We start from the raw sequence: 20,098 nt of genomic DNA, 5'->3' as shown, positions 1-20,098 counted from the left end.
TTAAATGCAGCTTTAGCAGTTAATCCCCGCATTGGCTTTTATAACGATTTTGACTTATTCGCCTTTGCGCTTGCGCAAAAACTCTTCAAGTTCGGCATCGCCACCTTCCGGCAGCATGATGCGGACGTGTACATAAAGGTCGCCATGACCGCCAGCTTTCAGTGGCAGGCCCTTACCCTTGAGGCGCAGAACCTTATCTGAGTTGGACCAAGCCGGAACCTTGACGGCGATACGACCGCTCAGCGTTTCGACTTCAGCCTTACCGCCCAGGACGGCGTCCTCAAGCTCGACCGGCAGATCGACATGCACATCGCGACCTTCAAGCCTAAAACGTGCGCTTTGTTTGAAGTGGATCGTGACCAGCGCATCGCCGGGTGTTCCGCCCAGGACGTGCTCGCCCTGACCTTTGAGCCTGATTGTCTGGCCGTCTTCGACGAATTGCGGCAGCTTGATCTTCAGATGTTTGCCGTTGGGGAAGACGGCTTCAACCTTGTCGGCACCTGCAGCCTGTTCAAGCGTGATATTAATCGACGCTGAAAGATCACTGCCCTTGACCGGCCCGCGCTGCTGACGTGCGCCACCGCGCCCGCCGCCGAAAGCGCCGCCAAACAAATCATTGAGAATGTCTTCAGCGCCACCGAAGCCACCCTGTTGCCCACCGCCACGCTGACGAAAGCCCGCGAACGGATCTCCGCCGCCGAAACCGGCATGCCCATCAAAGCCGCCACCCTGACCGGCAAAGCCCTGAAACAATGGCTTGCCTTCTGCATCGATTTCGCCACGGTCAAACTGTCCGCGCTTGTCTTTATCGCCGACGATTTCATAGGCCTGGTTAACTTCCGCAAAACGCTCCTGTGCCTTCGGATCATCCTGGTTCTGATCCGGATGGTGCTTTTTGGCCAGTTTGCGAAATGCCGATTTTATTTCTTCGGGCTTCGCCGTTTTGGCGACGCCCAACACGCTATAGGGATCGCGCATATATAGTCCTCATTTGGAAAAATGACTGTAATCTCAGTCGCTAGACTCAGTTTGCCATAATATGCGCACGAAGCCGGAAAACTTCCAGACTTACAAAGGGATGTTTTCAAAAAAGCTTAGATCGGTGCAAATGAGGTGATTGTCCACTGACCGCCGCGCTGCATACAGGTTTCGCCGCGATAGATCGAAACACCGTCAAAAGCCTCACGAGAGGTCTCGAATTTCCGGCAGAGGCCATCGTCGGATTTGGTCTCGGCAATCGTGGTAATCGTGCCCTGACTACCCGTATCAGGATTAGCCCACGGCACTGGCTTCTTGCCCCATTGGGTGAAATCAAGCGCCGAAACGACACTCTTGATCGTGGACTGGTCCGAAAGTTTGCCAGTATCTGTTTCTGTCTTTTGTGCTGGTTTGACTGAACCCGTGATTGTAGACGAATCGGGCACAGCCTTCTCAATACTGACGCCACCCATCGCACAGCCTGCCAGCGGCAAAACAACCATAACGAGCGCTGCACGGCGAATAAAAGCCATACCAAGAATCGTAGAATCGTCATGTGTGTCGCGGCGAGCGGATTCAGCAGCCAACGGTCTTCCCTTAAATACATCCTAAAGATGTAGCGAATATGGGGGTATGGGGTTAACAAGCGGTTCGCGGGCAAGGTAAACAAATCGCTACCAAAGGACAACGGTATAAAGTTGGCTGACAGAGCTTCTATTGCAGATGTTCAGTGTTAATTGCGAAAACAAGCTTTTGCGGGCAAAAATCGCCATGATTAGTGAGCAGATTCAAGAGTCTGAAACATCGGTTCGAGTGAGGATGAACTTTGATTTCACGCCGTAACTTACTGATTGGTGGCGCCGCGCTTACCACAGCATTCAGCTTGCCAATTATCAGTGTTCGATCACAAAGCAGCCGCCTATCCCTTTGGCCTGCATCGCCACCCGGTGGCGGAGGCCCGAGCGGTTCGCCTGATATAACCAAGAGAGGCGCGGTCACAAACATTGCAGTACCTGGCTTAGAGATATTCAACCCTGAGCGGCCAAACGGTTCTGCAGTGATCATTGCCGGAGGTGGCGGATATAAGCGCATTGAGGAAGGCAAAGAGTCTTATCCCGCTGCACGCTGGCTCGCAAAAAGAGGCATTTTTGCTTTTGTCCTCACCTATCGACTGCCAATTGAGGGATGGGCTGCAGGACCACTGGCACCGCTACAGGACGTTCAAAGAGCATTTCGTCTGGTGCGGGCGAAAGCGGCTGACTGGCAGATTGCTCCAAACAAGATCGGTGCGCTGGGCTTTTCTGCTGGCGGGCACTTGATGGGGCTTGCCGCGACCCGCTCAGCTTTTGCGTCTTACGAACCTGTCGATGACATCGACACACAATCAGCCCGGCCAGATGCGGCGGCGCTGATTTATCCGGTTATTACACTTGAAGCGCCTTATGATCACACATCGACCCGTCGCTCGCTTGTTGGCAAGCATCCAACACAAGAAGCAACGCGGGAGTGGTCGGTTGAAAGCCATGTTAACAAGGATTGCCCTCCGGTTTTTCTCACGCAAGCGGATGACGATCAGATTTCCAATCCAGCCAATAGCCTTATCATGCAGCAAGCTTGTGTGAAGGCAGGCGTGGATGTGGAGTTTCATGCGATACCATCAGGTGGCCATGGCTTTGGCATGGGTAAGACGGGAACGCCTACGGAACAATGGCCGCAATGGTATGAAGCCTGGTTGAGAAAACACAACATGCTGGCATGATGCGTCGCAGCTCTCAGCCATGGACAAAGCGGACGAATTGGAGGAAGTTCCGCGTACCCAAGTTTTCCAGATATCTGAAATAGCGGCAAATGACAGACACCAGCGACGATTTCACCCAAAGCTCAGAACCGTTCCGACTTTTTGCTGAATGGCTGAATGACGCCACCAAGAGCGAACTGAACGACCCAAATGCACTGGCACTTGCCACCGTTGATCCTGACGGCCTGCCCAATGTGCGTATGGTGCTACTCAAGGATTTCGACGAGCACGGTTTTGTTTTCTACACCAATTATGAAAGCAAGAAGGGGCAGGAAATCCTGTCCGCCGAAAAGGCTGCCATGTGCTTTCACTGGAAGTCGCTGCGCCGTCAGGTGCGCGTGCGCGGGCCAGTTGAGAAGGTCAGCGACGCAGAAGCCGACGCTTATTATGCATCGCGCCCACGCGGCAGCCGCATAGGAGCATGGGCATCGAAACAGTCGCGACCGCTCGAAAGCCGTTTTGCGCTTGAAAAGGCTGTTGCCGAATATACCGCTCGTTACGCCATCGGCGACATTCCAAGGCCTTCTCACTGGTCCGGATTCCGCATTCGCCCGGTTTCCATCGAATTCTGGCACGACCGTCCGTTCCGCCTGCATGACCGCGTATTGTTTACCCGCGACACACCTGAAGGCGACTGGAACAAAGATCGGCTTTATCCGTAACCAAATAAGAAAAAGGCCACCGTTTCGGTGGCCTTTTTAATTCAGACGAGCGGTTTGACGGCCACCCACAGGCTTCCGAACACGAGGCCCAGAAAGATGATCAGGCCCACAATATTGTTGGAACGAAACAGTTTCAAACACTGATCGGGATTGTCGATATCAAGCACGATGATCTGGCGATAAAGATGGGCACCAGCGGCCAGCAAACCGGCAAGTGCTGGCATCGGAACCTGCGCAACAGCAAACGCCGCCGCAAAAAAACCGATTGCTCCACCATAAAGCACCATGAGCGCAGTCTTGGTATGTTTGCCAAACAGCCGCGCGGTTGAACCCACTCCAACCAGCGCATCATCTTCCTTATCCTGATGGGCATAGATCGTATCGTAGCCGATCACCCAGAGGATCGCGCCGATGTAAAGCAGCACAGGCGGCAATGCGAGAGAGCCTTCCGCGGCCGCCCAACCCATCAGCGCGCCCCAAGAAAAGGCCAGACCAAGTACCAGCTGCGGCCAATTGGTGAAGCGCTTCATGAATGGATAGGCAGCAACAATCAGCAGCGAGAAGACACCAAGCCCGATTGAAAACCAGTTAAGCTGCAGCACCACAGCAAGGCCAACCAGCGCCTGCAAAACGAGAAAAATCTTCGCTTGCCTGCTCGTGACCTGTCCCGATGGCAGTGGACGCGACCGCGTGCGATCGACTTTATCGTCGATATCCTGATCGACAATATCGTTATAGGTACATCCTGCACCGCGCATGGCAATTGAGCCAACCAAAAACAGGACAAGGTGCCAGATTGAGGGTATGACGGACCATGCACCGTCGCCAGGCTGCGCGCCTGCGCCAGCAACGAGTGCTGCCGACCACCAGCAAGGCCAGAGCAAAAGCTGCCAACCAATCGGGCGATCCCAGCGCGCAAGCTGCGCATAGGGCCACAGCGATGGCGGAAGAACGCGATAGACCCAATGGCCCGAAGGCGCGTCTTTCACGCGTCCACGCACATCGCGCGACTGCACATCTGAATTGGCCCCAATACCGGACCCTGCATTGGGTTTTGACTGCTGCATGATTGCCTGCTTTCTAGAAACTGCTACGGCTCCACCCGCTTTTTATCCAAAAATCGCGGTACTGCCCTTGCCCGCAAACGCGTTGGGCAATAGAGACCCGTATCAATAAACATTTACTGATCTCACGCGCAGGGAGCAAGGCATGAAAGTTCTGTTGATCGGTTCTGGTGGCCGCGAACACGCATTGGCCTGGAAACTCGCCGCTTCCGAAAAGCTGACAAAGCTTTATTGCGCGCCCGGCAACCCCGGCATTGCCGAATATGCAGAACTTGTAACGCTCGACGTAACCGATCACGCAGCGGTCATCGCATTCGCCAAGGACAAGGCAATCGATCTGGTTGTCGTTGGCCCGGAAGCCCCACTGGTCGCGGGCCTCGCCGACGATCTCCAAGCCGAGAATATTCGCGTTTTCGGACCATCCAAGGCTGCCGCCCAGCTTGAAGGCTCGAAAGGCTTCACCAAGGATCTTTGCGCGCGTTTTGGCATTCCAACAGGTGCCTATGGCCGCTTCAACAATGCACCAAAAGCCAAGGCCTATGTCCGTGAAGTGGGCGCACCTATCGTCGTCAAGGCCGACGGACTTGCCGCCGGCAAAGGCGTTGTTGTTGCCATGACGCTCGATGAAGCGCTGGACGCGGTTGATGCCTGTTTTGAAGGCGCATTCGGTTCTGCTGGTGCCGAAGTGGTCGTTGAAGAGTTTCTTGAAGGTGAAGAAGCAAGCTTCTTCTGCATTTGTGATGGCAAAACTGCCCTATCGCTTGGCTCGGCACAGGACCACAAGCGCGTGGGCGATGGCGACACCGGGCCGAATACCGGCGGTATGGGCGCTTATGCCCCCGCTCCTGTAATGACACCCGAAATCGTTGAGCGCACCATGCGCGAACTGATCGAACCGACCATGCGCGGCATGGCGGAAATTGGCGCACCTTTCTCGGGCGTGCTGTTCCTGGGCTTGATGATCGGCAAGGACGGGCCGAAGCTTATCGAATACAACACCCGTTTTGGTGATCCGGAATGTCAGGTGCTAATGATGCGCCTTGAAACCGACCTGCTTGATCTTATCAATGCGGCCGTGGACGGCAAGCTTGATGAAGTATCGCTTGAGTGGAAAGACCAACCTGCCCTCACCGTGGTTATGGCTGCAGAAGGCTACCCTGCCAATGTGAAGAAAGGCAGCATCATTCGTGGTCTCGACCAGCTCAATAACATTGACGGGCTCAAAGTTTTCCACGCCGGTACGGCTGAAAAAGACGGCAACCTCATTGCCAATGGTGGTCGCGTTCTCAACGTAACAGCGATTGCTGAAACGGTGGCCGAAGCCCAGAGCAAGGCTTACGACGCCATCAAGCAGATTAACTGGCCGGAAGGTTTTTATCGCTCAGACATTGGCTGGCGTGCAGTAGAACGCGAACGCTCGGGCAAGTAATAACCCGTCTCATGCGGCCGCAGCACTTCAAGCGATATGGACACGATTGCGCCCGGCTTTTTTCGCCTGATAGAGTGCCGCATCTGCACGGCGCATCGTCTCATAAAGGCTCTCATCATCGACCTGCTCGGCAACACCAAAGCTTGCCGTCGGGCTCCAAGCCGGAGATTTGCCTGTAAAGCGAAGCTCGCATAGAGCTTCCCGCAAGCTTTGCGCCAAAGCTTCCGCAGCAGCCATGTCGTTGTCTGGAATGAAGACAACGAATTCCTCGCCGCCCATTCGGGCGGCAACCGCTGCTTTCGGCAATTGCGTTTTGAGCAGCTTACCAAAAGCTGCAATCACCCTGTCACCGCCATCATGACCATAGGTATCGTTGACGCGTTTGAAAAAATCCAGATCGCTCATAATCACTGAATAGCGAATACGAGCTCCCTTGCGCGCCAAAACGCGGGAAACATGCCGATCAAAACCGCGTCGATTATAAATCTGCGAAAGCTCATCGACTTCCGATTGCTCGCTGGCCTCCCCCACCATATGCGACACAGTGCTAAGCAAAAGAAGCAGTCCGCGCGCTACCTGCACCAGCACACCCACTGCCAGGGAAACGATGACATGCAGCGTGTTGGCATCGTCCTCCGGCCGCATATCGGAACCCGGCCAAGCGATAAGGAAGGCTTTTGAAAGGTAGTAAATGCAGCTGAATATCGCGAGCGCCATCATCAGTTTATCGACCAGGCGTGGCATACGCGATAGATAGATCACACGGATCATCCAAAGCTGCGCGAGGCAGAGCGGCAACTGATAAAGAAAGCGATGCAAAAACGACGTTCGCGGCAGATCATAGATGAGCAGATTGCAGATGATGGCTGCAAGGAAGAAGCCGCCATAAAATTTCCAGTCGATCTTCTGGTGATAAATACTTTGCAGGCCGATCGTTATGGCCAGAAACGCCGCCATCAGAAGCGAGAAGGAAGCCAGGACCAATAGGCGTGGATTTTCTGCAAGCGGGATCCAGTAGCCGAAGATTGCAACGAGTGCTGCTGCTATGGATGCCAGCGTGAACCAGCGCGGGGCTGCATAGTTCCGTTCCTGAATGGCAACGAACGCAAATGTCAGGATGAAAACACATGACACCGTCAGATTGACAGTCAGGAAGTACGGAACAAGCGTCATATAAAAACACCTACGAACATTACTGACGTTTACAATAATGAACTAAAAATTGGATTAAGTGCAGTGTTTTGTTTTTAAGGTCTATTTTCGGATTGGAGCATGAGAAAACGTAACCTTCGCGCGCTTTCTAATGCACTGATGACTTGGAGAGCAAATTAACAATCAGCACACCAAAAATTATGAAGCCGATTCCGATCATTCCCCACAAGTCCAGCTTCTGACCATAGACCAGCCAGCCAAAGGCAGAAATCAGAACGATACCGCAGCCGGACCAGATCGCATAAGCGACACCTACCGGAACGGTTTGCAATGTCAGGGAAAGAAAATAAAAGGCCACGGCATAGCCAACAATCATCGTGAAGGTTGGAACCATAACTGTAAAAGAGTTGGACGCCTTGAGCGCAGATGTCGCAATTACCTCTGCAACGATAGCAACACCGAGAAACAGATAGTTTTTCATGAGATTTAACTTTGTTGGTAAAGCCAGTTATTAGAGTGACTCCAGTTAATATTAAACTGTTGGAACCGCTCTATCTTTTTGTTTTTATACATTATTCTTACGCAAAACCGCTTCGCACTTTTGCCGGAAATGCTTTAATCACTAATCATTTTCACCAGACGGCTCCGAAGTGCTGACCAGTCATTCGGGACGACGCCAACCATATGGCTCAGCCAGATTCCATCAGCTGCAAAACGCACCGCTTCCATATCTGCCCCGCTTTCCGTGTCGCCGTATTCTTCGAGCCGCGCATTAAGCCAATGGCCCCAGGCATCGCGAAGTCTTGCATCGGAAAATACCGATATCCATAAAGCCCATACACGACTGTCATCCTGTTGCGCCTCTATCGCCAGCTCAAGATAGGCTCTTGTAAAACGTCCGCGAGTTTCTTGGTCATTCGCCATTCTGGCTCGCAGGGCAGTTTCAAAATCCAGTACCAATTCGTCAAAGACTGCATCAATCAGCAATTGTTTGTTTGCGAAGTGGTGCAGCAGACCGCCCTTCGTGACGCCAGCTCTACTTGCCACAGCCTCAAGGCTCACCGCATTCAAACCAGACTCCAGTGCCAACTCGACAGCACTTTCAATGAGCTGCGAACGGACAAGTTGAGGGTTTTTCTGGCGACGATTAGCGATTGACATAAAGAAACCTACCAGATGGTTTGTTTTCTGTCACGCAACAAACTTGCGTTTTCTTCGCGCTGTAAAAGGAAATCTGGCGCGAGGTTGCGACCACCCAAGGAAACCGAACGTGATCCAACAAGACAATTCACAATATTGACGTTTACGTAATAAGCCGATAGCTCTTATATCAATAGCCGTTATGTTCCCGCTGCCTGATTGGCCGCGGGACGGGTTTCCGAGGAGAGACCCATACAAAGGCCAAGTGGAGGAAAGATGTATCGCGCGCCGGTTTCCGAAATTTCCCATACGCTGATGAAGGTCGCAGGCCTTGAAACAGCCATTGAAGAGAACCGTTTCCCCGAATTTTCCGCCGATCTGGCGGAAGCTATTCTGGAAGAAGCAGGTAGGTTTGCCTCCGAGCGCGTGGAACCACTTCGCATCACCGGTGACAGGCATGGAGCCACTGTCAAAGATGGCGTTGTAACGACGGCGCCCGGTTGGAAAGAGCTTTATGCCGACTGGATTGCGGGCGGCTGGAATTCACTAACCGGCACGCCGGAATATGGCGGCCAGGGCCTGCCAACCATGATGTCGGTGGCTGTCAGCGAAATGTGGAACTCCGGCACTTTGGCGTTTGCTATCGCTCCTACGCTCACCATGGGCGCGGTCGAAGCACTGGAAAAGCACGCCTCAAAAGAGCTGAAAGACACGTATTTAGAGAAACTCATCACCGGCGAGTGGATGGGCACCATGAACCTGACAGAGCCACAGGCGGGCTCTGATCTCGGTGCATTGCGTGCGCGTGCAGAGCGCAGCGATGATGGTTCATATCGTATTTTTGGCCAGAAGATTTTCATTACCTATGGCGAACATGACCTGACCGACAATATTGTGCATCTGGTGCTGGCTCGCCTGCCTGATGCACCTGCCGGAACCAAGGGCATATCGCTGTTTCTTGTGCCAAAATTCCTCGTCAATGCAGATGGTTCGCTTGGCCGACGCAACGATCTGTTCTGCTCGGGCCTGGAACACAAGATGGGCATTCATGCCTCCCCTACCTGCACCATGATCTATGGCGATGGGTTCGTGAAAGGCGAGGAAACAGGTGCCGTTGGTTATCTGATTGGCGAAGAAAATCGCGGCCTCGCCTGCATGTTCACCATGATGAACAATGCCCGTTTGCTGGTTGGTATTCAGGGCGTTGGCGTGGCCGAAGCCGCCTATCAGCAGGCATTGAACTACGCCAAAGACCGCAAACAGGGCCGCGCCTTGGGTGCTGATCCCAAGGCTGGCATGAGCCCAATTATCGAGCACCCGGATGTGCAACGTATGTTGCTCACCATGAAAGCGCTGACACAGGTTGCCCGCTCCATCACCTATTCATGCGCCCATGCGATCGATATGAGTCATGCAACAGAGGGTGCTGACGCACAATTCTGGTCGGATCGCGCCGGACTGCTCACACCTTTGGCCAAAAGCTTTGCAACTGATGTCGGCGTGGATGTGGCCTCGCTTGGCGTGCAGATCCATGGCGGCATGGGCTTCATCGAAGAAACCGGTGCAGCGCAATTGCTGCGCGATGCCCGCATTACTCCGATTTATGAAGGTACAAATGGCATTCAGGCCATTGACCTTGTGCTGCGCAAGTTACCGCTCGGCAATGGTGAGCGCATCGGCAACTATCTCGCCGAACTGCAGCAAGAAGCGGACAAAGCGACAAAATCGAACCGTCCTGAACTTGGCGAAACGGGTTCACGTCTTTCGGCCGCCATCAAAGATGCGCGTGAAGCCACCGAATGGCTGCAAAAGACGGCAAGCGAAGGCCGTACAGAAGAAGCGCTGGCTGGCGCAACGCCGTATCAGCGCCTGCTCTCCCTGACTGCTGGCGGTGCGTATCTCGCGCGCGCAGCACTTAACAGTGACGATGCCGGCCGCGCTGCGCTTTGCCGTTTCTTTGCCGAAAACATGCTTGCGGAAGTCTCATCCCTCAAGGACACCGTCATCAGCGGCGCAGTCAGCCTTGCAGCTGCAAAATCCGCGCTGGAGGTCTGATTATGAGCGAGCATGTTCTGATCGAACGCAAAGGTGCAGTGCAGATCATCCGGTTTAATCGGGCCGACAAGAAAAATGCCATCACCCGCGCAATGTATGCGGCAATGGCCAAGGCGCTTGTAGATGGCGATGCCGATGATGCGGTGCGCGTGCATGTGTTTTTGGGCGTGCCCGGCGCATTCTCGTCAGGCAACGACATGCAGGATTTCATGGCTGCCGCGTCGGACGGCAATATGGGCAATGACATTCTGAATTTTCTCGCAGCCCTATCGGGCTCGAAGAAGCCGGTCATATCCGGCGTCGATGGCCTGGCTATCGGGATCGGCACGACAATCCATCTTCATTGCGACCTGACGTTTGCCACTAACCATGCGTTGTTTCGCACGCCTTTTGTTGATCTCGGACTCGTACCGGAAGCGGCCTCCAGCCTGCTTGCACCATCGCTGATGGGGCATCAGAAGGCATTTGCATTGCTCGCACTGGGGCATGGCTTCGATGCGCAGGCAGCACTTGAAGCGGGCATTGTCTATAAGGTTGTAGAAAGCAGCGAGCTGGAAGCAGAAGTGCTGAAAGCTGCAGAGGAAATTGCTGCCAAGCCTCCGCAGGCCATGCAGATTGCTCGCAGCCTGATGCGTATGCCTGCCGAACCTGTTGCTGATCGCATCGCAAGAGAAGCAAAGCATTTTGCCGAGCGGCTCACGTCGAGCGAAGCGCGCGAAGCCGTAATGGCGTTTCTCAGTCGCAAAAAGTAATCTGAATAAAAAATTACCCGGATGGGATTACCATCCGGGTGGCTTGCTGGAGGTCAGCCAAGTTGGTTGCTCCGGCATCGAGGCCTTTGATGTCTGGAAAGGTCCTTCATCTTTCCAGACGACCACCGAGCGGTGCGTTATTCTTTAGATAGTATAGAAATCCGACGAGAACGTGTTCACACGCGAATGTGATGACCTACTAGTATGGCGAACCCGAAATTCGTATCGCTTTGATGCAGCTCTTGGAGCGAATTTCTGGATGCGTTCTAGTTTCGAGCGATAATCTCACGGCCTTCAATGACCATACGCACGCCCAGCGAACCGGTTTTGCGGCGGGCAAGGAAGCGAGGGCGGCGGCGGCGCGGTTCCTGCCCCTGACGGCGTGCCTGTGGTTCTCCGGTGCGAACCGGGCCAGTGCTTTCATAAAGCGGACGCGCAACGCCATCTTCTTCCACCAGCATCATTGGCAGATTGAAGGTTGCAGCCCAGGCGCGCCAGTCAGCAGCAACATCGGTCAGGTCGTGAGCAACCAGCAGCGGCACAGAAAGCTGCGGATCTTCATGCATCAGTTCAAGCGTTACGGTGATTTCGCCAAACTCGTCTTCGACAGCGCGAGCTGTCACGCCGATGAATGCGTTGATCGGAAGAGCGAGCGACATTGGCAAGCCGCTCGATGGCAGGATCTGGCGGATAACCGCACCACGTTCACTAATGGTGAAGGTTACGTCTGCATCGCAATCTTCTGCCGCATAGGTCACAACCTGCGGAAGGTGAAACGGATCGAGCCGAAGTTCCTGACCTGCCCATTCTGGCTTCTTAAGTCCGCTGCTCATCATTTTCGACGCCTCTGTCTATCTCTGCCTGTTTTTTGAGAGCCAGTTATTCCGGCTTCTCTTTTGAGCGATGTTCGCTCTTGTTGATTTGGAGAATAGACCGCGTTTATTACCGATGCGCTTAACGCGTTAGGTTAACTTTTCCCTGCTTTTTCATTTGGTTACTGCTTTACAACCAGGTGTAAGAAGTCAGTAATTCTTGCTAATTTGCGTTTACATAAATGAAAGGCGGACAGTTTCCTGCCCGCCTTAATTTCTTCTTATTTGCTGGAATTACAGCACTTTACCCGGATTCATAATGCCATTCGGGTCGAATGATTTCTTAATACGGCGCATCAATTCAAGAGCTACGTCCTGTTTGAAGAAGGCGAGCTCCTCGCGCTTCAATACGCCGATACCGTGCTCTGCGGAGATCGATCCGGTATAAGAAGCAACAATTGTATGAATGCGATGATTTAAATCGTGCCAACGATCAAGGAAAGCTTGCTTATCGGCACCCACCGGCTGCGACACGTTATAGTGCAGATTACCATCGCCAATATGGCCGAAACAAACAATACGCGAGCCGGGAATCATTTCCAGCGTTGCCGCATTGGCTTCGTGAATGAATTCCGGGATTTTTGCGACAGGCACCGAGATATCGTGCTTGATCGAGCCGCCTTCCGGCTTCTGCGCCCAGGACATTTCCTCGCGCATTTTCCAGAACATCTGTGCCTGTGCAACGCTCTCGGCAATCGCTGCATCCTGAATAATATCGTTCTCGAACGCTTCCGTCAGGATGGTTTCAAGCGTCGTGCGCGCATCGTCTTCCGAACGGGTCGAAGAAATATCCACCAGCACATACCAGTCATGCGGGCTTTCGAGCGGATCGCGAACGCCGTCGACATGAGCAATTGTAAACTCAACGCCGACACGCGGCATCAGTTCAAAGCCAGTGAGCGACGGACCTGCATGTTCGTTGGCAAGCTGGAACAGGCGAAGCACGTCTTCCGGGCTGCGAAGACCGGCATAGGCAACGCCCTTGCCCTTTGGCTGCGGGTAAATCTTCAAAACGGCAGCAGTGATAACACCAAGCGTGCCTTCCGAACCGACAAACAGATCTTTGAGATCATAGCCGGTGTTGTCCTTCTTCACATAGCGCAGATCATTGAGGATTTCGCCGCTTGGCAGAACCACTTCAAGACCGAGGCAAAGCTCGCGCATATTGCCATAGGCCAGAACAGCCGTGCCGCCAGCGTTTGAACCAAGATTGCCGCCAACCTGGCAGGAACCTTCCGCACCAAGCGACAACGGGAACAGACGGCCCACTTTCTGCGCTTCGTCCTGAAGGTTTTTGAGGATCACACCGGCTTCGACCGTCACCAGATTACCGACCGGATCAACCGAGCGCACCTTGTTCATGCGGCCAAGCGACAGAACAATCGTGGTGTTGCTCTGATCAGGCGTCTGACCGCCAACAAGACCAGTATTGCCGCCCTGCGGGACGACCGGCGTCTTGGTTTCATTGGCAAGTTTCAGGATAGCAGAAACTTCTTCCGTCGAAGCAGGGCGCAGAACCAGTGGCGAACGGCCCTGATAGAGATCGCGCTGTTCGATCATGAAAGGCGCAATATCTTCCGGCGCGGTCAGCGCATTTTTTTCGCCAACGATGGCTGCAAAACGTTCGATCAGGGCGGTGTCGAGCATGTGCTTCTCTTGTCAGTTGGGGGAATTAGCGCGGGGCAGCCGCGCGTTTAAGACGATCATTGATGGCCTCACCGAGACCATCAAAAGGAATGGGTTCAACAGCAATGGTGCGCGCGCCGCTTGCATCAAGCCTGCGCATGAAATCAAACAGATTGCTGGCCGCTTCGCGCAAATCGCCCGATGGGCTGAGGTTCAGCACAGCAAGCGCTTTATCGGCACCGGTCACGCGCTCTGGTCCGAAAGCCAGCAATGCCTCGCCCGCATCAACGCTTGCAGCATCAAGCCGCACGGCAGCATCAGGCGCATAATGGGATTCCATCATGCCCGGCGCTTGAATAGCGGCCTTATGCTCCGCACGTTCAAGCTTAACGCCAATCAACGCTTCAATCTCTTCTGCGGCTAAACCACCGGGGCGCAGCAGACGCACGCGCTCGTCTTCAACCTTAAGAATAGTCGATTCAACACCCACGCCACACGGACCAGCATCGAGGATCATGTCGATCTTATTGCCCAAATCATCCGCCACGGCTTTCGCAGATGTCGGACTGATACGACCCGAAGTATTGGCGCTTGGTGCAGCAACAGGGCCGTCCAGATTCTTTATAACATCACGCACCTGCCCCGTTGGCATACGGATGGCGAGTGTATCAAGCCCTGCCGTCACCAGCGGATGGATAGGGCGCGGCGTGTCCTGTTTAGCTTTAAGCGGCAGAACAAGTGTCAGCGGTCCCGGCCAGAAAGCCTCTGCGAGTTTGCGTGAGATCGGATCGAAAGTCACATAACGCTCGGCCATGGCGATGCTATCGACATGGGCGATAAGCGGATTAAACTGCGGACGGCCTTTGGCGGCGAAAATACCGGCAACGCCTTCGCCATGCGCTGCGTCAGCCGCAAGACCATAGACCGTCTCTGTCGGAATCGCGACAAGGCCGCCACGGGTGAGCACAGCCACCGCGCGCGAAACAGCTTTATCGTCAAATTCCAGAATGTCGGCCAAAGGCTTCAGCCCTTATTCATTGTTACTGCGCTTTTGCGTGCATGTCGTAGCTACACAAAGCGTCGCTTTTGAGCAAGAGACTCCAATCAGCACTTCATGCAAGATCGGAATGAGTTATTAAAAAAGCCGCCTTTGAGGCGGCTTTTTTACTTATCCGGCGATTTTCGAGAAATCGGCCACCTTGCTGGTAGCGGTGCGGATTTGTTCAAGCAGTGCAAGGCGATTGGCGCGGACGTTTTCGTCCTCGTCATTGACCAGTACCTTCTCGAAGAAAGTATCAACCGGACCGCGCAGCTTGGCCAGCGCCAGCATTGCGCCGCCGAAATCTTCGCGGGCAATGGCTTCTTCGGCTTCTTGAGCTGCGAGGTTTACAGCCGCATAAAGCGCCTTTTCCTCATTGAGCTTCAAGAGAGCGGCATCGACGCTTTGAGCGACCTTGGTGCCCTTCTTTTCTTCCGCGGCCAGAATGTTGGCAGCGCGCTTCGTGCCAGCCAGAAGGTTCTTGCCGTCTTCTTCATTGATGAAGACGATCAAGGCTTCCAAACGACGGGCAACCAGCAGAAGATTGTCGGCATCCGAAGTCAGAACCGCATCAATTGCGTCGTGACGTGCGCCGTCTTCTTTCAAGTGAACCTTGAAACGGTCATGCAAGAAGGACAGCAGATCAGCCAGCAACGGCTCAGCATTGGCTTCTTGCGCACGCACCTCTGCTTCCAGATTGCGCAATGCGTTATCGACGTCCTGCTCACCATCAACATCGCCAGATTTTTCATCTGCGAGCTTGGCTTCAAACTCACGCAGTCTGCGCTGAACCTGACCTTCTTTGAGAGCGGCATAAGCCGAGCGCAGAAGTGGCAAGAGCGGGAACTTCCAGTCCTGCGACAGAACCAGACGGATCACACCCAGCGCTGCACGACGCAGAGCAAACGGGTCTTTCGAGCCGGTAGGCTTTTCGTCAATCGCCCAGAAACCAATCAGCGTGTCGAGCTTGTCAGCCAAGGCGACAGCAACGGCAACCGGATTTTTCGGTACGAAATCAGACGGGCCTTGCGGCTTGTAATGTTCTTCGAGAGCCGTAGCGACGGATTCGTCTTCGCCCTGAAGCAGAGCATATTTGCGACCCATCGCGCCCTGAAGTTCAGGGAATTCGCCGACAACTTCCGTTGTCAGATCGGCCTTTGCCAGAACTGCCGCGCGCGCTGCAAGCGCAGGATCGGCACCGACCAGCGGCGCGATCTCAGCCGCCAGCTCGCGGATGCGTTGAACTCGCTGTCCTTGCGTGCCGAGTTTGGCATGGAAGGTCACATTGAGCGCATCCAGACGCGCCATGCGCTGATCAAGCGGCTTTTTCAGATCAAGGCCGAATTTTTCGCCAGAAGCCAAAAGCTTGTCGAGGTCCGGCAGATCGTGCTGATCCGTGTGCCAGAAATAAAGCGCATCGGAGAGACGTGCGCGCACGACCTTGCCATTGCCGTAAGCGATTTCCGTGCCGCCATCGCGTGCAGCGATGTTGGACACCAGAATGAACTTGTTCGACAGTGCTTCTGTTTCGCCCTGCTTGCGGGTGACCAAGCATTTCTGGTTCACGCGGATTGTCAGCTGAATGACTTCCGGCGGAATCGCCAGAAACTCTTCCTCAAACTCGCCCATCAGCACGACAGGCCATTCGACCAGACCAGAAACCTCTTCGAGAAGACCCGCATCTTCGACCAGTTCCAGACCGGAGGCGAAAGCCAGGTTATGCGCGTCCTGCGAGATGATTTCCTTGCGGCGCTCGGCGTCGAGCACCACAAAAGCCTTTTCGAGCTTTTCGACGTAATCGTCAAAACGGCGCACTTTGATCGCCTGACCATCGCTCAGGAAACGATGACCATAGGTGAGATTGCCCGACTTGATGCCGTCAACGTCAAACTCGACCACAACCGTTTCTTCGGTTTCAGGACCGAAGGTGCAGAGGATCGATTGCAGCGGACGCACCCAGCGAAGTGCACCCGGCTTTGACGAAGCTGCACCCCAGCGCATGGATTTTGGCCAAGGGAAGTTGCGGATTGTCTGCGGTACGAGTTCAGCAATGATTTCTTCCGCAGCGCGGCCCGGCTTGGTCAGATGAGCAACGTAGAAATCGCCCTTCTTTGGATCGGAATGCACATGTGCCTGAGACACATCGGTCAATCCAGCCTTACGGAGAAAGCCCGCAATGGCTTGTTCCGGTGCCGTGACGGATGGGCCTTTTACGTCCTCATGCACGTCTTTCGAGCGCACGGTCAGACCGCGAATATCGAGCGTCAAACGGCGCGGGGTCCAATAGGCGGTCGTGGCCTCATAGGTCAGACCGGCTTCCACCAGACCATCGGTGATCATCTTCTTGAAATCACCTGCAGCTTTGCGCTGCATGCGGGCCGGGATTTCTTCGGAGAAAAGTTCGAGCAACAAATCAGGCATATTAATTACTCGCCCTCACGCTTGAGATTAAAACCACCGGCATCCGTCAACAAGAAAGCTTCGCCGCACTGACGCGCGAGATTGCGCACGCGCAGGATATAGCTCTGACGTTCAGTAACCGAGATCACGCCGCGCGCATCCATCAGGTTGAAGACATGGGATGCCTTGATGCACTGGTCATAGGCCGGGAAAACGCATTTATGCAGCGAGCCTTCGCCCGTGCTGCCTGCCTTCAAAATCGCAGCGCATTCGCGCTCTGCATCAATAAAATGCTGGTGCAGAATATCGGTATTCGCCATTTCGAAATTGTAGCGGGAATATTCCTGCTCAGCCTGTAGGAAAACGTCGCCATAGGTGACTTTTTCTTCGCCTTCGAGACCATTGAAGTTGAGGTCATAGACATTGTCCACGCCCTGCACATACATGGCGAGGCGTTCAAGACCATAGGTCAATTCGCCCGCGACCGGCGAGCATTCAATGCCGCAAACCTGCTGGAAGTAAGTGAACTGCGACACTTCCATGCCGTCACACCAGCATTCCCAACCAAGACCCCAAGCGCCGAGCGTCGGGCTTTCCCAGTCGTCTTCCACGAAACGCACGTCATGCAGCGTCGGATCAAGACCGATAGCGCGAAGCGAACCGAGATAAAGGTCCTGCAGGTTCGGCGGCGATGGCTTGATGATCACCTGATACTGATAATAATGCTGCAAGCGGTTTGGATTTTCACCATAGCGGCCATCCTTCGGACGGCGCGACGGCTGCACATACGCAGCTTTCCAAGGCTTTGGCCCGAGCGAACGCAAAGTCGTCGCCGGGTGGAACGTACCCGCCCCTACTTCCATGTCGTAAGGCTGCAAAATAGCGCAACCGTGTTCCGCCCAATAGTTATGGAGCGTCAGGATCAAACCCTGAAAGGAACGGGTGGGGTGCATATGTGCTGGCAACGTACTGGACACGGGGTCAGGCCTTGTTATTGAAATGATGGCCCGGTCTAATTTGTCAGCCTGCCACGGTCAAGCATGACATTTGATCGCTGAACGCTGCTCACGCCGGCATAGAGAAATGGAAAGCCCGGAAATTGATCAAACTTCCGGGCTTTGAAATTATTCGGTTTTGGTTTCAGGCGCTTTTGTCGGCTCAGGCTTCTTGTCCTGAGCCCGCGCCTCCGAAGGATTTGGATCAGGAGCCAGACCCTTTTTCAGCTTTTCTTCAATTTTGGCCAGCTCTTCAGGTTCAGGCTTGCCAGCAATGGCGTGGTTCCACTGGAAAGTCGCTTCAAGCTGACGGTCCGAGCGCCAGTAAGCATCGCCAAGGTGGTCGTTGATCGTCGGATCTTCCGGACGAAGCTTCACGGCCTTTTCAAGCTCGACCACGGCTTCCGGATAACGACCGAGCTTGTAATAAGCCCAGCCGAGCGAATCGACGATGTAACCATCCTGCGGACGCAGTTCGACTGCCTTCTTGATCATTTTCAGTGCTTCATCGAGATTTTCACCCCGATCAACCCATGAATAACCAAGATAATTCAGCACCTGTGGCTGATCAGGATAAAGCTCCAGAGCCTTCTTGAAATTTGGCTCTGCCTGATCCCATTCCTTCAGCCGTTCATGCGCGATGCCGCGCTGGTAGAACACTGGCCAATCCTTGCGTTCCGGCGATTTGATCTGCTCTACCGCTGCATCATAGATTTTTGCAGCGTCGGCAAAATTCTTGTCCTGCGCATAGACACCACCGAGCGCCAAATAGGTGCGCAGATCCGTCTTGTCGCGCTCAAGCAAGGTCTTGAGCTGGGTGATTGCTTCGCCAGTCTTCTCGTTTTCAGCAAGATTAAGTGCGCGCTGCATTTCCGCATCACGCCGATACGGCGATTTTTCGGGAACGCGAGCATAATATTCGACAGCCTTTTCCGGCTGACGCAGCTTCGCCGAAATATCTCCAAGCTGGTAAAGCGTAGCATCATTGTCTGGGCGCAGTGGCAACGACATTTGCAGGTACAGTTTCGCAAATGCTTCTGCACCACCGCGATTGATCGCAGTGCCAAGCGTATAAAGCACTTCGCCCACACCTTGCTGTGGCGTATCGATCAGGCGAGGATATTTCTGTCCCGCCTCAATCTTTTCGCGCATCTCTGTGATCGTCATACGGCCATTCAGAAGCTCTTCAGCGTCTTTGAGAATCTTGACAGCACCGGCCTTATCGCCCTGACGCAGCTTGAATGCGGCATAGGACATCACAATACGCTCATAGGTATCAGGCGCTGCGCTACCACCGGCGCGATCATCGAGCGCTTGCTGATAATAATTGCGTGCGTCCTGCTTATCGCCAGCAATATCGGCGATAAGCGCTGCATTATAAATGCGGAACAGGCCGTACCACTCAGGACCGTTGATCTTCACAACATCAGCAAGCGCACGCTTTGGATTGCCCTGCCCGACCTTCACCCATGCGCTCATGAGACTGGTCGCGAGCTGGTCCATGTCGGACTGAATCGACAACATCAGAAGCGGGCCGGTCTTGCGATACTGCTTCTTGGAAATGGCATCGATTGCCAGTGCTACGCGTGAAAAGCGCTCAATCTCCGGCTGATCTTTAAGCTCTTCGGCAAGCGGCAGAGCATCCTTGAAACGACCTTCCGTCAACAGCGCCAATAGCAGGTTCTGCTTGATGATGTCATTTCCCGGATCAAACGCCATGGCCTGACGATAAAAATCGACAGCTGCGGAAATGTTGTTGTCGGCTTCAGCTGTGCGCGCTGCGAGATAAGCGCCGGCAAATGAACCGGCACGCACCTGCGAGACTGGATCTGTGCTTGTTTTAGCCATTGCCGCATTTGCCGGTATCACCACTCCCGCCAAAGCCAGAAGAAGCAATCCGTAAAGCGGACGACGTTTAGATCCCTGCCGCATAAAGCCCAGTCCTCTTTCCGATTCCGTATAAGATCCCCTATTCAGAGGCACCTCAAGCATGGCCTTTTTGGGGTCCAAGCGCAAGAAAAGCATCCGTGAAGGATGCTTTTCTTGTTACTCCTTATCAGCATGTCGTCAACCTGAAACCGGTTTCCACTTTCAGGCGACATGCTTGAAAAAGCATCCGTGAAGGATGCCATTCTT

General features: G+C 54.1%; 17 protein-coding genes. 5 read left to right on the top strand and 12 right to left on the bottom strand.

The window, feature by feature from the left end; genetic code table 11:
- Positions 1-54: 54 nt before the first annotated feature.
- A complete protein-coding gene (locus tag CEV34_RS09530) occupies positions 55-978 on the bottom strand; it encodes a DnaJ C-terminal domain-containing protein (protein ID WP_007873742.1) in 924 nt (307 codons plus the stop codon).
- Positions 979-1,094: 116 nt separating this feature from the next.
- On the bottom strand, positions 1,095-1,565 hold the full coding sequence (locus tag CEV34_RS09525) for an RT0821/Lpp0805 family surface protein (RefSeq protein WP_007873741.1): 471 nt from the start codon (positions 1,563-1,565) through the stop codon (positions 1,095-1,097).
- A gap of 239 nt (positions 1,566-1,804) precedes the next feature.
- Between CEV34_RS09525 and CEV34_RS09520 the strand changes: the two genes are divergently transcribed.
- Positions 1,805-2,737: an alpha/beta hydrolase gene (locus CEV34_RS09520; RefSeq protein ID WP_007873739.1), complete on the top strand. Its 933-nt coding sequence runs from the start codon at positions 1,805-1,807 to the stop codon at positions 2,735-2,737.
- A gap of 89 nt (positions 2,738-2,826) precedes the next feature.
- Positions 2,827-3,438, top strand: a complete 612-nt coding sequence (gene pdxH, locus CEV34_RS09515; RefSeq protein ID WP_007873737.1) for a pyridoxamine 5'-phosphate oxidase — start codon at positions 2,827-2,829, stop codon at positions 3,436-3,438.
- Between the two features lie 41 nt (positions 3,439-3,479).
- Here the strand turns inward: pdxH and ubiA are convergent, their stop codons facing one another.
- Entirely contained in the window at positions 3,480-4,505 is a 1,026-nt protein-coding gene (gene ubiA, locus CEV34_RS09510; protein ID WP_007873735.1) for a 4-hydroxybenzoate octaprenyltransferase, read from the bottom strand.
- 142 nt (positions 4,506-4,647) lie between these two features.
- On the opposite strand from ubiA, the gene purD reads away from it, so the two are divergent.
- Entirely contained in the window at positions 4,648-5,931 is a 1,284-nt protein-coding gene (gene purD / locus CEV34_RS09505) for a phosphoribosylamine--glycine ligase (protein WP_007873725.1), read from the top strand.
- A 27-nt stretch (positions 5,932-5,958) separates the two neighbouring features.
- On the opposite strand, the gene CEV34_RS09500 is transcribed toward purD, so the two are convergent.
- The 3 genes from CEV34_RS09500 to CEV34_RS09490 form a co-directional block, all read right to left on the bottom strand.
- Positions 5,959-7,104, bottom strand: coding sequence for a GGDEF domain-containing protein (locus CEV34_RS09500; RefSeq protein ID WP_007873723.1), 1,146 nt, complete (start codon positions 7,102-7,104; stop codon positions 5,959-5,961).
- Positions 7,105-7,231: 127 nt separating this feature from the next.
- Complete coding sequence (locus tag CEV34_RS09495) at positions 7,232-7,564, bottom strand: DMT family transporter (RefSeq protein ID WP_007873721.1); 333 nt, start codon at positions 7,562-7,564, stop codon at positions 7,232-7,234.
- Positions 7,565-7,698: 134 nt separating this feature from the next.
- The gene (locus CEV34_RS09490; protein WP_007873719.1) at positions 7,699-8,244 is read right to left on the bottom strand and encodes a TetR/AcrR family transcriptional regulator; all 546 of its coding nucleotides are present in this window, start codon (positions 8,242-8,244) and stop codon (positions 7,699-7,701) included.
- 255 nt (positions 8,245-8,499) lie between these two features.
- Between CEV34_RS09490 and CEV34_RS09485 the strand changes: the two genes are divergently transcribed.
- Positions 8,500-10,278 carry an acyl-CoA dehydrogenase gene (locus CEV34_RS09485; RefSeq protein ID WP_007873717.1) on the top strand — a complete coding sequence of 593 codons (1,779 nt, stop codon included), beginning with the start codon at positions 8,500-8,502 and terminating at the stop codon, positions 10,276-10,278.
- A 2-nt stretch (positions 10,279-10,280) separates the two neighbouring features.
- A complete protein-coding gene (locus CEV34_RS09480; protein WP_007873715.1) occupies positions 10,281-11,030 on the top strand; it encodes a crotonase/enoyl-CoA hydratase family protein in 750 nt (249 codons plus the stop codon).
- Between the two features lie 266 nt (positions 11,031-11,296).
- On the opposite strand, the gene CEV34_RS09475 is transcribed toward CEV34_RS09480, so the two are convergent.
- From CEV34_RS09475 to CEV34_RS09450, 6 genes are all read right to left on the bottom strand, one after another.
- Positions 11,297-11,866, bottom strand: a complete 570-nt coding sequence (locus tag CEV34_RS09475; protein WP_007873714.1) for a DUF6101 family protein — start codon at positions 11,864-11,866, stop codon at positions 11,297-11,299.
- Positions 11,867-12,136: 270 nt separating this feature from the next.
- Positions 12,137-13,549 carry an FAD-binding oxidoreductase gene (locus CEV34_RS09470; RefSeq protein ID WP_007873713.1) on the bottom strand — a complete coding sequence of 471 codons (1,413 nt, stop codon included), beginning with the start codon at positions 13,547-13,549 and terminating at the stop codon, positions 12,137-12,139.
- Positions 13,550-13,574: 25 nt separating this feature from the next.
- Complete coding sequence (locus tag CEV34_RS09465; protein ID WP_007873712.1) at positions 13,575-14,546, bottom strand: L-threonylcarbamoyladenylate synthase; 972 nt, start codon at positions 14,544-14,546, stop codon at positions 13,575-13,577.
- Positions 14,547-14,696: 150 nt separating this feature from the next.
- Entirely contained in the window at positions 14,697-16,988 is a 2,292-nt protein-coding gene (gene glyS, locus CEV34_RS09460; RefSeq protein ID WP_094543533.1) for a glycine--tRNA ligase subunit beta, read from the bottom strand.
- Between the two features lie 5 nt (positions 16,989-16,993).
- A complete protein-coding gene (locus tag CEV34_RS09455; RefSeq protein WP_007873704.1) occupies positions 16,994-17,920 on the bottom strand; it encodes a glycine--tRNA ligase subunit alpha in 927 nt (308 codons plus the stop codon).
- 171 nt (positions 17,921-18,091) lie between these two features.
- On the bottom strand, positions 18,092-19,894 hold the full coding sequence (locus CEV34_RS09450; RefSeq protein WP_039859561.1) for a tetratricopeptide repeat protein: 1,803 nt from the start codon (positions 19,892-19,894) through the stop codon (positions 18,092-18,094).
- Positions 19,895-20,098 lie beyond the last annotated feature (204 nt).

The sequence above is a fragment of the Brucella pseudogrignonensis genome (genome assembly GCF_002252525.1).
Lineage (GTDB): Bacteria > Pseudomonadota > Alphaproteobacteria > Rhizobiales > Rhizobiaceae > Brucella > Brucella pseudogrignonensis.
Note: the sequence above shows the minus strand (reverse complement) of the source record. Positions and strands in the feature narration are given on the sequence as shown.